Below are 14,873 nucleotides of genomic sequence, written 5' to 3' on the forward strand. Positions count from 1 at the left end.
TCTGTGTCAGATCGCGTTTGATAAGGGTGTGAGGAGTTGGGGCCAACGGCGATCCGTTCAGAAGCCGTTGCTTATTTGAGGGTTTTAGCAGAGCGAGTGGGGAGAAAATCACTGGGCTGGGCACGAAGATTTTGATAGAGTTCAAGGACCTGCTGAGTATAGTCACCAAACTCACCGCGATCGTACAAGTTCCCATCACCCGAAACCCACCAAGCCGCCGCACGACGAACGGCAATATCTTCATCGTTGCCACTGCGCGGATACTCAGCCCGCAAGACGTCCTCCATCACGCAGACTAAAATATTTTGCGCCTTCATGCGATCGGCATTAAATTGTTCCGGGGTTAATTCCTCCCCAATACAGAGCGTTGACCACCTACTAATATTTGCCGGTTTGATATTCCAGGCATTCTCAACGTCATCATCCCTCCCCGATGAATTGGATGTGACCAAGCGCAGTGCTTCCACCAACGCCACCACTTGGGACTCGGAAATTTGTCCCCATACTGGAAATGCCCATAATACAAAGCTGGCTAACAGTCCACCCAGCAAAATCCGCATAATTCTCCTCTAAAAGTCCGCCCATTGATTTTGACTTATACTGGGCCAACTGTCCATCTTTATTGTAAAAATTATAAGAAGGGAACAATAGAAAAACTTTTTTGTCTTTACTTGGTTCATCGGCTGCCATCTGACCCGCATCAAATACAGCCTTAACGGTATTCTCGAACCTCACTTTTTGTTTAAGTCTAGCCTTTTTAAAACTGCCGTTAATCCCACTCTGGCCCATCCCTAAAAAGGCTATGGGCATTGTTATGGACGGATTGGGGATTTAGGTTGCAGAATCCCTGCGGATTTTAGAGTGTTTAAGAACAAGTGAGGTGGAGAGGTCAAAGGGTTCACTTAATTCCTGCACCTGCCGCATCAATCCAGCCCTCATTCCGAGCGAAATTCATACACCTCTTGAATCACTTGCACCCAACCCTGGGCTAAGGATTCCCAAATGCGATCGCCCTTCTCTTTCGTCGCTGCTGTCCCATCCCCCATCACCCCACTCTTACTGATTTGATGGGTTAACCAAGCAAAGGTTAATGACCCTTTTGTTCCTAACAAACTCCCTTCTGGACGTTCTGGGGGATATTCCGCCACGGCCTTTTCCATCTTCACCCAATTCGGCAGAACTGCTAACATTAAGCTCGTTTCTGCATCCCCTGCGTGCATTCCCAACCTCCGCTCTTTTTCAGAAATAAGCGCTTTACTTTCATTGGGAACTCGCCAAGTAAATAGGGGAAATACCCTCAAATCTGGATACTTCGCTGTTAAATCCTGAGCCGCAATTTCCACGACTTGCGGTTGACCGCCATGAGAATTCATGAACACTAATTTTCTAAATCCTGCCCGATAAAGGCTCTCCCCAATCTCCATTAAGGTCGATAAAAGCGTCTGAATACTCAAACTAATCGTCCCCGGAAAATTGCCATGTTCATTAGATTTTCCATAATATAACGGCGGCAAAGCATAGGCGGGAATTTCCGGACTCAATTGTTCCAAAGCTTTTCCTAAAACCGCCATACTAATCGCACTATCAACAATTACAGGCAAATGAGGACCATGTTGTTCGATCGCCCCCAAAGGTTGAATCACCACAACATTCCCTTTGTCTGGCATCGCCGCAATATCCGTCCAACTTAGATAGGCAAAAAAACGCTCAGGGGGGATGAAGCCGTGCATGGGGGATGGGGGGGATGGGGGAGATAGGGGAGATAGGGGAGATGGGGGAGATGGGGGAGATGGGGGAGATGGGGGGATGGGGGAGATAGGGGAGATGTTCAACGTCACGACTTCAGTCGTTATCCCTCCTCCCCATCCTCCCCATCCTCCCCATCCTCCCCATCCTCCCCATCTCCCCCATCTTCCCTATCTCCCATCATTCTTCCATCTTCCCAATCAATCGTCCCCGATGGGATGTGGCGCGTAAGAAGGAGAGTAATTCTCGATTAACCAGATGGGGAACTTCCTGCTGGATCCAGTGACCGCAATGGGGAACCAACTTGAGTTGAAACGGAGCTTTAATTAGGCGATCAAATCCATCGGTTAACTTATTGCTCAAAAACGAATCTTCTTCTCCCCACAATACCAGGGTGGGTGCAGTGACATAATGGGGCGATCGCCCTAAGTTCTGTACCCAATTCAAGGGAGACATCAGTTGGCGATAATAATTAATCGCCGCAGAGAGCACTCCCGGTTTTTCCAATGCTTCCTGATAAATCTTAGTCAGTTCCGAGGTAAACGCCCCTTTGCGGATCGCTTGTTCCTGAAACACTTTTTTGACAAAATCCTTTAAGTTTTGCTGAATCAACCACTCCGGGACTCCTGGAACCTGAAATGCCAGGACATACCAACTGCGGCGGAGTTGATCCACATTGCTTCCCATTGCCTGTAACCACTGTTGGGGGTGGGGTGCATTTAAAATCGCCAAGCGATCGAGGCAATTGGGAAAGCGTTCAGCCAGGTGCCAGGCGATCGCCCCTCCCCAATCATGACCCACAATATGGGCCTTGACGTATCCTAAACTTTCAATTAACCCTTTAATATCTGCACTTAACGTATCCAGATCGTAGCCACTATCAGGCTTATCCGAATCGTTATAGCCGCGCAGATCTGGAACGACTACCTTAAAATATCGAGAAAGCGCCGGGATTTGATAGCGCCAGGAATACCAAAATTCCGGAAATCCGTGCAAGAGGAGAACGAGTTCCCCTTGTCCTTGGGACACGCAGTGCAAGCGGATCCGGTTCGTTTCAACATAATGATGTTCCCAAGTAGCTTCTAGGGCGGTCATATTTTTTTTGCAAACTGGCTGTGTGGATCGCGAAACGTCAATTTAAGCCAGATAAACCCCAGGAGCGCTCGTTACCGTGGCGTTTGTCGTTCCGTCCTTTCAGCCTAACATTTTTCAGCCCCAAAAAAATTAGCCCGCTCTCTCATCGTAAACCCGATGTTCTCCTGATCGACCCCCAGGAGATTGAGATATCGGGTTCCCTTCAAGGGCGAGCCTAGACCAGTGTTGCTACACAAGCTGCTCATTTACGTCTTCCACTGCCAGATCAGGCTGGTCTGGAATGACTCTCATTTGACATTTGACCAGGTTGGCGAGTTCTTGAAGCTGGGCAATTGCTTCTGCGCCCTCTAATTTCATTAATTCGCGATCGTCGCGCATTTCTGTCCAGGTAATCCCGTAGTCCGACACCAAAAACCGAATCAAGTGATCTTCTCCTAGGCTCACCATAAAAGAGGCGCTGTTCATTTGCCCTCCGCAGGTATAGCAAGAGGCTAGGTAACCGCGACGCTCTAGCACGATCGCTAGGGCTTGCAGGTTCATGACGAGATCCTTGACAAATTGACGGTGCTGTTCGGCGAGTCTGATAAACACTTACTTTCTCCTATCACCACACCACAGTTTAGAACTTTTTAATGTTTTTTTTAGATTTGACCTCCTCCTGGAGTCGATATAATATGTAGGGCCCCATCTGTCCAATGGTAATCCAATTGTAAACAGCCAACGGAAGGGATGCCACTAAGTTAACGTGATTCACCCGTCCGAGGAGGTATCCGTTACAACACTTGATAGTTGGATAGGTCATAGATTCAGCAGAATTCCAGGGTTTTCCGGAGTGCTTCCACCTGCCTAGATTGACCCAAAATTTCCTAAAACCTATGGAGGCTGGCTGGCCTACGGCGATCGCCCATGCGAATAGGAAATTCTTATCAGAGTGATTAGATAATTGTTTGAGAGATTCTCAATCCTGAGATTGTCTAAGCGGGGTAAGGACCCCGTTAGCCTCCATACCAATCGACCTCTCGGGATGCCACTCGGTACAGAGATTCCACGTTACATCGCCCCTAAATTCGGTTGAAACCGTCAATTTAGTTCACTTCCCACCAACCCAGTGAAGGGCCAATGAAGCGAACAATTAACCAAGCCACAATCAAAAAACCAATGCCGAACCAACTTCCTTGGACGGTCCACTTCACAAACTGTTCGGATTGACTTTTAGTAATCGGCAACCAAGGGACGATTCTAGGCTCTTTGCCATACTGATCTCCGAGCGTTGACTTGCGACGTTTTGCTTCACCCATAGTAAAGAGAGTAGAAATGGTAGAATTTCAATTGAGCTAACGGATCCAGTGGGAAAGCCCCCGCCCTCATGCCCAGCATCCAGGTTAGGCTGATGATTTCATTCCCCGTTGCTATCGAAAGGAACCGGCCCGTTGCGAGTCTTCGTGCCGAAGAGGATGAGGATTTGATAGCAACCCTCTGAATATTAACTTGATTTCCTACCCGATCGCTCACTTTTGTTGCCAAACTTTACTTAGTCTTTCAGTTTCAATAGCCTGGGCCTTCGCGGTAGAGAGGTGATCCATCTGACGCCAAACCGGGGTTGGACCCTAAGAAGGTTGCTTTTTTCGTAGAGATTGGGTCAATTAACTCGGTTTTTCATCTCGACTGTACCGATGCCCTAGGATAGGATTTCCTGACAAAGCCCTAACGGATGGACTGCCTAGGGATCAGTCCCCTCCCGGTTGCCCCCTCTGTCTTGGAAAACCAGATAGGAAAGACCCCATTACCAAAGGAGGGGAGCAAAAAAGGATTTGAGGATGATCCCCTTCCTTGGTAGCATCAAATCTAAGTCATGGGATTTGGTCAGTGGATGAACATCCAGAAATTCAATCGGTTCAAGGAGGTGATTCACCTGAGTAACAGATCTCTCTCGATAGAACAGAATCCAGCCTTATTCGGTAGCCCGGTGAGCCAAGCATTTGTCTCATCTGGGTGTTCTATTATGAGAAGTTATCCTCAAAGCCAACCCGAACCGGGCTGGAAACAAGATGTTGTACTGTTGCCAGGTCGGGAAGGATTGACTCGCAAACCTGATCAGGGCGATCGCCCCTATCAATCCCACCCGAGAAAAGTCCAAAGAATTCTGGTATTTCCGGGGTGGAACAGGAACCGCTTGAGACCGCGTACCTGGGGTAGAATCACCCCCCCTTTATCCGCTATCATTCCAGACTTGCTTGGCGATGTTCAGGTGTGCTCAGCGTAAATGGATCAGCTTGAATGTTTACCCTATAGTGTCGGTCATGGAGATGAGGGCGTCTCCTTACAGGTGCGGATGGGACCCTATCGCATCCTCCTTGACTGTGGCATCAGAGATATCTCACCCTTACAAGCGGGTTTAGAGAAAAAGGGCAGTGGCCCTGGATCCCTACCGGCAGATTTAGTGCTGGTCTCTCATGCTCATGCCGATCATGCCCAGGGTTTATGGGACCTGCATCAAGCATTCCCCCAATTACCAATTTATGCCAGTGAAGTCACGACGGAACTCCTGCCCCTGAACTGGCCCGGGGGAGAACGCGATCGCTTAAGATTTTGTCAAGCCTTACCTTGGCGCACTCCAGTCGAATTTCTGGATGGATTGACCGCTGAATTATTTCCCGCTGGTCATCTCCCCGGGGCAGCGGCTATTTTATTGAGCTATACCCCCACCCCCTCTGGGCGATCGCCTCAACCGCCCCGACCCTATACCCTGCTTTATACGGGAGATTTTTTCCTTTCCAATTCTCGCTTAGTGGAAGGATTACCCCTCGATGAACTGCGGGGATTAGATCCCGATGTGCTGATTGTCGAAGGGAGTTATGGAACCTCGCGGTTTCCCCATCGCCGATCGCAGGAAAACCAACTGGCTGAACGCATTGAACGGGCGATCGCCCAGGGTCAATCCGTCCTCCTTCCCACTCCCACCGTGGGTTTAGGTCAAGAAATCCTCATGCTGCTGCGGAGTCATCACCAATTCACCGGGCGGGATCTGGATATTTGGGTTGAAGGAACCGTTGCTGATGCTTGTGATATTTATTTAGAACTCCTGCCCCAACTCCCCGCCTCAGTCCAAAACTTTGCCCGCCATCAACCCTTATTTTGGGACGAACGGATCCGTCCGAGGGTGCGTCGCTTATTCCCTGAGCACCATTCCGAACTAGCAAAAGGTCCTTGTGTCCTGCTTACGGAATTAAGCAGCAACCTCAAAAATTTTGAGGGAGGCGATCGCCAACCCTGGTTGATTTTACTCCCCGAATATCCCGGACAACCTCAGCGCTATAACCCAGAGTCCTTATTTGCCCATCTCCCCGAGTCCCGCTTTACCCTGGAAACCTATTTACTCGCCCAACATTGTGACGGCAATAGCACCACCCAACTCATTCATAATTTACATCCCCAGCACGTCGTCTTTATCCACGGTTCCCCCGCCTATCTAGCGGACTTGACCAACTTGGATGAACTCCGCAACCGTTATCACCTACATACTCCAGAAGCGGGGAATCTAGTCGAACTCCCGATCGGCGAGACGATTTTGCAACCCGTGACCCCTGCGGAAATTTATCCGGGAGAACTCACGGAACATCCAGGCAGCGTTACCCTTTCCCTATCCCAAACCTTGGCATTAGATCCCCGTTGGCAAAAGTTTTCTGATACGGGGTTAATCGAAGCACGGTGGCAGGGTGAGGAATTAGTGGTGCGTGGGGTTTCTCAACGAGAATTGCTCTCCCAAGGGAGTGCCGCCCGCGTCAATGCGAATATAGAATGTTGCGGAAACTGTCGGTATTATCGGGGCCAGCGTTGTTGGAATCAGATTTCCCCGTTATTTGGGTTTAAGGTGACTCCCGATGGCTATTGTCCCGCCTTCGAGGCGGCGATGGTTCCACCCGTTTCGCCGCCCGGTTTGTAAGGCATAACCGGATCAAGTTAATACCCAATGCAGGGTCAGGCTTTAGGTCCAAAATTATAGCCTTAAGTACCCCAGTGGCACTTAAGGCTATGATTAACAACTTGTTGTTCTAAGGATTTTTAACGATCGCCTCGGTCCAGCAGAGGGGAGGGGAGAAGAAACCAGGTTTCCTACCCGTTAATGGGGATGACCTCAGTTAGAGGTAAACAAAAACCCGGTTTATTGTACTGCTGAACATAAGCGATCGCCCGGTGACCTGGAAACCGTAGGGTTTAAGGCAAAACCGACTGTTGAGATTATTCTTGATTCAAGTCGGGAGAGCGTTTGGGAATTTGTTCGGCTTCGGGACAGTCATCTGATACCAAAGGTTCCACATTCCCTCGCGAAACGCAGGCAATTTTTTGGCTAACGGCACCGATGCTTTCGAGGCGAAACATCTCTTCCCAGGAAGAGAGTTCATCTTCTTCATCAGTTTCATAGCGGATGGTGACTAAATCTCCTTCGATGTCAAGAATGCGAACACCGTCAATCCAACGCTGCTGATCCCGCAAGAAAATACTGACTTCACGACCATCGCAACAGAATTGATAAATCTTGCGGTGTAGCATAGGTGGCTTCTCCTGAGCAAATAATTTTTCAATTGCTAAATCGTATTTCTCACCAAAGCGAGAATGCCCCGGCGATCGCACCAGTTCCCCAAAGTGAGGGTGGGACCGGGATGGGGTTCCGATTGTTTCCATAATGCATGGCTTGAGTTGAACTGTTCCACCTCGGGGTTGATGGCTACCGATTTAATTTGACAGTGTAGCTTGAAAACCCGTCAATATTGCTCGCAATGTACCAATCCCAATTAAATATCGCCCTCGCCGAGGGGGGATATCGGAGCGAGAAATTGATAAAAGCTCGAATTTTGAAACAGGGGGCGAACAAAAGTTAGGTGGGAAGGGGATTTTAACTAAGGATTGTACGATCGTCCGACGGTTTTTAGGGGCGGGTCCGGTTGCCGTCTCTCCCCCTCCTGTTGCGATCGCCCCCGTTAGGAACTCGATCCAGTTAGGCAGGGTGGGCCTCAAGGCTGGCCCGTTCGGGTCAGTTCGAGGGATTGACTTGGGTAACTGACCCCTAACTCGGTGCCTGGACGCTTTAATCAACTCGAATAATTAGGTAGCTTCTTTTTCCTATTGTACCGATTTTCAGTCATTCTGAGACAACTCCCTCAAAGAAAGAACCTAGAATTTCCAGCACACCGGGGTTCTGAACGGTCTGGGTTTCACCCCCAGTTATGGCGAATGCTCTAGGCTGTCTGGGGTTCCCACAAAGAACCGGCGATGTTTTTGGGTCTGTTCTAGGGCCTCAGTCAAGGCATTCCAGTCTTCTGACTCGATCGCCCCAATGAACTCGTTGAGTTGATCCCGATAGGCATAGAGCGATCGCAAAACTTCTTTTCGGTTGTACTGCGCCATCATCACCCCTAACTCAGGATTCCCCCCACCAACTCGGCTGGTATCCCGAAAGCCACTACTCGCAAGCTGTTGGGCCAATTTCAGGCGACTCCCTACAGGTTCCTTCATACAGGCGGAGATTAAACTTGCCGAAATCATCACCGGCAAATGAGAAATCCAAGCGACGGCACAATCATGGTCTTCCGGGCTGCATTGGTAGACCTGGGACCCCAGAGAGCGAGCTAACTCCGTCACGGTTTCTACGGCGCTATCCGGGGTATTTTCCGTGGGGGTAATCACATAAGGACGTCCGACAAATAAATCAGGCACTGCCGCATCCAGTCCGCTTTCTGCTGTCCCCGCCATTGGATGCGCTGGGACAAAGTTGCGCCATAAAGGAGTAAGCGCTTCGACCACAGGCATTTTCACCGAGCCCACATCCGTTATGATAGCGGTAGGGTTGAGATGGGGGACAAGTCGTTCTACGGTCCATGCGATCGCGGCGATCGGCGTGCATATAAATACTACTTCGGCGTTTGCCATCAGGGTCATCTCTACATCTGCCTCATCCACGATTTGGCGCGTTACAGCTTCCTGGCAAGTTTGGAGGCGACGGGATACCCCTAAAATGCGGTGACCCCGCGATCGCAAATCCAACGCCAAGGAACCTCCAATTAAACCCAAACCCACAATTCCAACGTTCATCGGCTCTTTATAATCCCTAAATTCCGACTTATTATGACCCCAGTTGGCTGCTTCCGAATCCCATCGCCATTTCCCAGAACCGAGGGGACCCATTTGGGTCCAGTCCGTGAGAAGGGAACCCGCTAAAATTCATTCCAGTTACAACTCGGCGATCGCCTTACCCCTAAAGGGGAATCATCCACCGATTGCTCATCTAAAATACCGCTCCCTAGAACCCCGAAACCAAGGTAGGAAGACAACCCCGGTTCTGAAGCACACCCGGCTAATCAGCAACCCATCGGGTCGGTGAAACCGGGTAACCGTCCTCTTTATTTAATAGACTTCTTACAACATTCTCTCAAGCCGATGGGCGTTTTTAAAGGGGGGAAAGGGGGAGCAATCTGGTATTTTGCAAGAAGTCTAATCCGATACCGACGCCCTAAAAATCAGTTGTGCCAGGGTTCCCGATTCACTATCCAGCAATTCCTACGGGTTTTTGACCTCTGGCTGGTTTAATCTTTTCCTCCTTCAACAGGGAGGGGAATGACCCGATAACCTGTGAGGGTCAAAATGGTGAATCGCCTCGGGAGCAATTGGGAAGATTGAGGGTCAGAAAATGTTACAGTGAGTCGATCTGCCGGTGTTCTGGTGGGAGTTATCCCGCTGGGTGCGTTTGGTGATTTTGTGATGGCGATCACCCGACCCTTGCAATGGTAGGGAACAGTGCCTCCCGTAGTTTTGAACCCAGGGAACAATTCCCAACGACTCAGCAGTACCACAAGCGGGGACTTTCCTCTCGCGATCGCTCTTCCGCTAGGATGGTAATGCAAGCGTGCTATCACCGTAAAGTCCCGCTGTTCTCAGGGTGCCCCGATGGAAGCTGAAGAACTAATCAAAAAATATGTAGCTGGTGCCAGAGACTTTCCTGGGGTTATGCTGACTGAAGTCAATCTCAGTCAAGTTAATCTCAGCGAAGTGAACCTAAGTGGGTCTAACCTGAGTATTGCCAATCTTAGCGGTGCTGACCTCACTGGAGCCAATCTCAGTCATGCCAAGCTCAATGTTGCAAAACTCAACAGCGCTCACCTGAGTGGAGCCAATCTCAATGGAGCGGATCTCAATGTTGCCAACTTAGTTCGGGCGGATCTACGCGGAACCCTGTTAATTCAAGCCTCGTTGATCCGTGCCGAACTCATGCGTGCCGAACTCAGTGGAGCCAACCTCACCCAAGCGGACCTCAATGGTGCCAACCTTCGCGAAGCGAAACTCCGCCAAGCCTACCTAGTCAGCGCCAATGTCAGTGAAGCGGACATGAGAGGAGCCTCTTTAATGGGGGCTAATCTGGAACAGGCCAATTTAAGAGAGACGAACCTCAGCGGTGCGGACCTGAGTGGAGCCAACCTCAGAAATTGTGAGTTGCGCCAAGCAGATCTGTCTCATACCAAGCTCATGGGAGTAGACCTCTCTGGGGCAAATTTGCGCTGGGCTGATTTAAGTGAGGCTAACTTACGCGGTGCGGACCTCAGTGGAGCCAAATTAAGCGGCGCTAACCTCCGAGGTGCGGACTTGAGTCATGCCAATTTACTGGATGCGAGTTTGGTGTACGCGGATTTGACCTACGCCAATATGATCCAAGTGGACTGGACTGGTGCTGATATTTCCGGTGCGACTTTAACCGGAGCCAAACTGCATGGCGTGTCGCGGTTTGGTTTGAAAACCGAAGGGATTATCTGCGAGTGGCTGGATCTGAGTCCCAATGGCGATCGCACTCAAGTTTACCGCTTTACCCCAGAAACCTCAGAAACCTTTTTTCATCAAACTCTACCCACGGTAGAACTCCTGATTGATGCGGCCCTCGACCAAGATGCGCATTTAGCCTTAGCCTTGGCTTACCATCAAATCGCTCATCGCTATCCCGACTTAATCGAACCGCCGAATATTGAAGTGAGTTCCAGGCGCACAAAACTGAGCTTTAAAATCGGTAATGACCTGTTATTGTTCTCTACAGCTTATGTGGCGATTCTCCCCTTTAAAGATGCGGGGGTAACCCAAGAGAATCTGGAGCATTTAGTTGATATGATTGAATCGGAAGAAATTTCTAGGTTACTCAATAATGCCCGAGAAAAGGTCAAGGAAATTAAAAATTCTCAAACCTTTTCTCGCATTGTTCAACGGGGAAAGTTTTTTCAATCTCCCACGCAAACGGTGTTGACTAATTCCGGCGATCGCACCTTAGATGTCCATCACAATCCCAACTTTGGGAAACGACTGGTTAATATCGCTCTCGGCAATAACGGAGTTCCGGTGGGACCCGTTATTTCTAGTCCCAATTTTTCTCTACCCCCAGTCAACTTGTTGGTTAATTTTATCAAAGGCTTGCACTTATCCTCTAATGCCATTTCCCAGAAATAAAATGTCTTCTCCATAGCGATCGCTATTCTAATTGTCTGAGTTTTCTCCCCTCTTTCATCTGTGTTGTTTTCCTACTTTTGGCCTCAAGGCTCCCCTGACCGCGTACCCAACTAACCCATCAGCACTTTCTTCACAGGAATACCCTATGCAAGCCGAGGATATTATCAAAAAATATGCAGCAGGAGAAAGAGACTTTTCTGGGATGGATCTGACGGAGATCAATCTCAGTCGAGCTAATCTCAGTGGCGCAAGCTTCAGGAACGCTACTCTGAGTATTGCGAATCTCAGCGGAACTAATCTCAGTGAGGCGGATCTCACCGGCGCAAAACTCAATGTGGCTCGCATGAGTGGGGCCAACCTCAGTAAAGCCAAGCTCAATGGTGCTATTCTCAATGTCGCGAACCTGGTCCGCGCTAACCTCAGCGGTGCCGAGTTGATTCAAGCGGCTTTGATTCGCGCTGAATTAGTCCGCGCTGAACTGAGTCGGGCCAACTTAAGTGAGGCCAACCTCAGCGGAGCCGATCTCCGAGAGGCCAAACTCCGACAAGTGAATCTGAGCGGCTCTAACTTAAGTGAAGCTGATATGCGGGGTACGAACCTGACCAGTTCTAATTTGGAACGGGCAACCTTAAGCGGGACGGACCTGAGCCGCTCTGAACTCAGTGGAGCCGACCTAACCGAGGCAGAACTCCGCCACGCCAACCTCAGTCGGGTCAATCTCAGTGGGGCTAATCTCAGTGGGGCCAATCTCCGTTGGGCGGATTTAAGTGGAGCCAATCTCCGTTGGGTAGATTTAAGTGATGCAAAACTCAGCGGAGCTAACTTGCTAGGAGGGGACTTAAGTAACGCCAACCTGATTAATTCCAGTTTCGTCCATGCGGATTTGACCCAATCTAATTTAATCCGGGTAGAGTGGATGGGGGCTGATCTCAGTGGCGCAACGCTAACGGGTGCAAAACTCTACGGTGTTTCCCGCTACAACCTCAAAACGGAAGGGATTACCTGCGAGTGGGTTGACTTAAGTCCTCATGGCGATCGCACTCAAATCTACCGCTTTTCCGCCGAAGAAGCTAAAAAATTTTTTAATCAAACTCCCCCAACGGTTCGGATTATCATTGATGCTCCCTTAACTCATGATGCTAATCAAACCTTAGCTCAAGTTTACCATCAAATTGCTGGTCAATCGGAAAGGATGCCTCATCCCCCTAGTATTAATGTAGGCTACCGGCGCACAGAATTGGTGTTTAAAATTGATAGCGATCGCGATATTTTTCCAACGGCTTATATTGCCATTATCCCTTTTAAAAATGCCCTAGCCACTCAGAAGAATATCATCACTTTAATGAAAATGCTTCAAGCTTACGCGATTAACAGTCACAGCATGGAAGCCATTAAACAAATTAAACAACTGAGTACCGCCCTCAGTCAAACCATTCATGCGGTTAATGAACTGCAAATGCCGCCGGTGACGCTTCCCCTCAGTGATAACTACAACTTTTTTGAATCTCCGACCCAAGTGTTACTGACCAATTCGAGTGACCAAAGTCTACAAGTCTACTACGATGGCAGTTTCGGAAAACGGACCATCGGACCATCGGGTTCGGTCAAAACTGCCACAGGCACAACCATGAAAGCCACCAAGTTTGCTTTGCCCAGCATCAATAATTTAGTAGAGTTTATTGATGGATTTTACTATCTTGATAGTTAAGCGCTCTATTTTTTTAGTAAAATAGAAAGAACGAGTCTATAAGTTTTAAGAAAAAACCCGACACCCGTTGCAGGGAGTCGAGTTTTTAAACACTACTTTTCTGAGTTTATTTGCCAATCGAGACTTATGCGCGATCGCTTTAAAAAAATGATGGGCCGTTCCCGGTTCGTCGTCTGCCGAATCTTTCTCCACCTCGCCGGAAATGACGTGGCCCCCCTACTTGGGGTCCTCAACCAAGGGATCCGACCCGTAATCGATAGCGATGGAGACCTGGAAACCCTCGGGGAGGCCCTGGTGGAAATCACTGAAAGTCTCTTGCGGTACGATGAGTATTGGAAATCTGCCGCCAATGAGGGGGATGTGGTCTGGGACGAAGGGGAAGCGGGGGATTATTGGACCGACCTCTTTACCGATTCTGCTGCGCGCTATGGTAGCGAGGTCCGGTTAGGCGATTCGCCGGAGGAACCCCTCTCCCTCCCGGTGACTCGCAATGTTGTCGTTATGATTACCTTAGCGGCAGAGGGAGAAGTCCCAGAACTCGAAACCGACCTCTCTAACGTAACCGCCTTACAAGCAGCTTTCAAAGCCGCGATCGCCCTGCATTACCAACAGCGATTGCGCGGCATTCAAATCCACTTTTCACCAGCGGCGATCGGGGAAGAACTCACTGAAGACCAAATCCTTGAGTATTTTCCCGAACTCATCCCCCTGTAAATCCCCCCTGTCATCCAAAATAGTCTTCTCTTACAATCAAGAGAAAGAGCAGCCGGACTGAGCAACTTGGTCCGGTGAATCTTGACTTGAATCAATTTCATGCAGTACCTCCGCCATGTTCCGCAAACTAATCCCAGTCTTAATGGTATTCATGCTCTGTTGGACAACTACCGCCTGTAGCACCAGTACAGGTTCGTCTTCCTACAGCGCACCCAACCCGAGTGCCTCCGTCACCCCAACCCGAATGGCTGACGGTCGCTATCCCGTCCAGCAGGCTAGTTATAACGATGCTAACGGCGAATATAGCCTGTTTTTACTCAATGCCTCCCCCTCGGTCTATAGCACCGATGATTTACCGATGGCGAGTTTAACCCCGGAAGAAATCTCTGCCGGTCAAAAAAGTTACCTTCAGGTGGAGTCCGGTCAAGCGTCCCTGCATTTGACTGAAGACTTCAAAATTGAATATATTCACGCGGTAACCGAAACCCAAACCAACCCGCAAACCGGCCAACCTCAAACCGTCATTGTGCGCCAGCAATCTAGTTTCTGGACCCCCTTTGCCGGTGCGATCGCCGGACAAATGGTGGCTAATGCCTTGTTTACCCCCCGCTATTACGTTCCCCCGATGTATCAACCTGGGGTCGTCATGACGGGTTATGGCGGTTATGGCAACTCTTATCAGCAAGCGGTCCAGCAATATAGCACCCGCTACCAATCTCCACCCCCAGCGGTTAAAAATCGCCAAGCTCAATTACGGACTACAGGTCGGGTTCGATCCAATCCCAGTACCGTAAATCGTCCCGCCTCGGGAACTACGAATTCTCGGCCTACAGGGTCCGGTGTGGGTGGTACTAACTTACAAAGACCTGCCTCAAACTCATCCGGCAGTTCCACTCCCCGCCGTGGCAGTTTTGGCAGTGGGGGTTCTTCTTCTCCCACGCGATCGGCCCCCCGTCGCTCAGGTGGTGGCTCAAGACGCCGCCGTTAAATTCAGCTATCTGTAGGGTGGGCAATGCCCACCCTACTCTACGATAGGGGAGATGGGGAGGATAGGGGGGATGGGGGAGATGGGGGGGATGGGGGCGATTGGGAGGATGTTTAAAATTTCCACTTCAGTTGTTCTCCCCAT

At 49.8% G+C, this 14,873-nt stretch carries 12 protein-coding genes; 5 read left to right on the forward strand and 7 right to left on the reverse strand.

The genetic code is table 11. The features are described from left to right. Positions 1-71: 71 nt before the first annotated feature. From NG796_RS03820 to NG796_RS03840, 5 genes are all read right to left on the reverse strand, one after another. Positions 72-560, reverse strand: a complete 489-nt coding sequence (locus NG796_RS03820; protein WP_261204588.1) for a hypothetical protein — start codon at positions 558-560, stop codon at positions 72-74. Between the two features lie 375 nt (positions 561-935). Continuing rightward, complete coding sequence (locus NG796_RS03825) at positions 936-1,730, reverse strand: creatininase family protein (protein WP_261204589.1); 795 nt, start codon at positions 1,728-1,730, stop codon at positions 936-938. A gap of 196 nt (positions 1,731-1,926) precedes the next feature. Further along, on the reverse strand, positions 1,927-2,841 hold the full coding sequence (locus NG796_RS03830; RefSeq protein WP_261204590.1) for an alpha/beta fold hydrolase: 915 nt from the start codon (positions 2,839-2,841) through the stop codon (positions 1,927-1,929). Positions 2,842-3,069: 228 nt separating this feature from the next. Beyond that, entirely contained in the window at positions 3,070-3,432 is a 363-nt protein-coding gene (locus NG796_RS03835) for a DUF1815 family protein (protein WP_261204591.1), read from the reverse strand. A gap of 494 nt (positions 3,433-3,926) precedes the next feature. Continuing rightward, the gene (locus NG796_RS03840; protein WP_261204592.1) at positions 3,927-4,139 is read right to left on the reverse strand and encodes a DUF2839 domain-containing protein; all 213 of its coding nucleotides are present in this window, start codon (positions 4,137-4,139) and stop codon (positions 3,927-3,929) included. A 965-nt stretch (positions 4,140-5,104) separates the two neighbouring features. Between NG796_RS03840 and NG796_RS03845 the strand changes: the two genes are divergently transcribed. Further along, positions 5,105-6,784 carry an MBL fold metallo-hydrolase gene (locus tag NG796_RS03845; RefSeq protein WP_261204593.1) on the forward strand — a complete coding sequence of 560 codons (1,680 nt, stop codon included), beginning with the start codon at positions 5,105-5,107 and terminating at the stop codon, positions 6,782-6,784. Between the two features lie 296 nt (positions 6,785-7,080). Here NG796_RS03845 and NG796_RS03850 read toward each other — a convergent pair whose 3' ends face one another. Beyond that, on the reverse strand, positions 7,081-7,392 hold the full coding sequence (locus NG796_RS03850) for a DUF6679 family protein (RefSeq protein WP_015149556.1): 312 nt from the start codon (positions 7,390-7,392) through the stop codon (positions 7,081-7,083). 672 nt (positions 7,393-8,064) lie between these two features. After that, on the reverse strand, positions 8,065-8,931 hold the full coding sequence (locus NG796_RS03855; protein WP_261204594.1) for a prephenate/arogenate dehydrogenase: 867 nt from the start codon (positions 8,929-8,931) through the stop codon (positions 8,065-8,067). A gap of 852 nt (positions 8,932-9,783) precedes the next feature. Here NG796_RS03855 and NG796_RS03860 point away from each other — a divergent pair. From NG796_RS03860 to NG796_RS03875, 4 genes are all read left to right on the forward strand, one after another. After that, a complete protein-coding gene (locus tag NG796_RS03860) occupies positions 9,784-11,322 on the forward strand; it encodes a pentapeptide repeat-containing protein (RefSeq protein ID WP_261204595.1) in 1,539 nt (512 codons plus the stop codon). A gap of 145 nt (positions 11,323-11,467) precedes the next feature. After that, on the forward strand, positions 11,468-13,030 hold the full coding sequence (locus NG796_RS03865) for a pentapeptide repeat-containing protein (protein WP_261204596.1): 1,563 nt from the start codon (positions 11,468-11,470) through the stop codon (positions 13,028-13,030). A gap of 126 nt (positions 13,031-13,156) precedes the next feature. Next, positions 13,157-13,744, forward strand: a complete 588-nt coding sequence (locus NG796_RS03870) for a DUF1517 domain-containing protein (RefSeq protein ID WP_261204597.1) — start codon at positions 13,157-13,159, stop codon at positions 13,742-13,744. A 115-nt stretch (positions 13,745-13,859) separates the two neighbouring features. Then, positions 13,860-14,732 carry a hypothetical protein gene (locus NG796_RS03875; RefSeq protein ID WP_261204598.1) on the forward strand — a complete coding sequence of 291 codons (873 nt, stop codon included), beginning with the start codon at positions 13,860-13,862 and terminating at the stop codon, positions 14,730-14,732. Positions 14,733-14,873 lie beyond the last annotated feature (141 nt).

Source organism: Laspinema sp. D2d, from assembly GCF_025370755.1.
GTDB lineage: Bacteria > Cyanobacteriota > Cyanobacteriia > Cyanobacteriales > Laspinemataceae > Laspinema.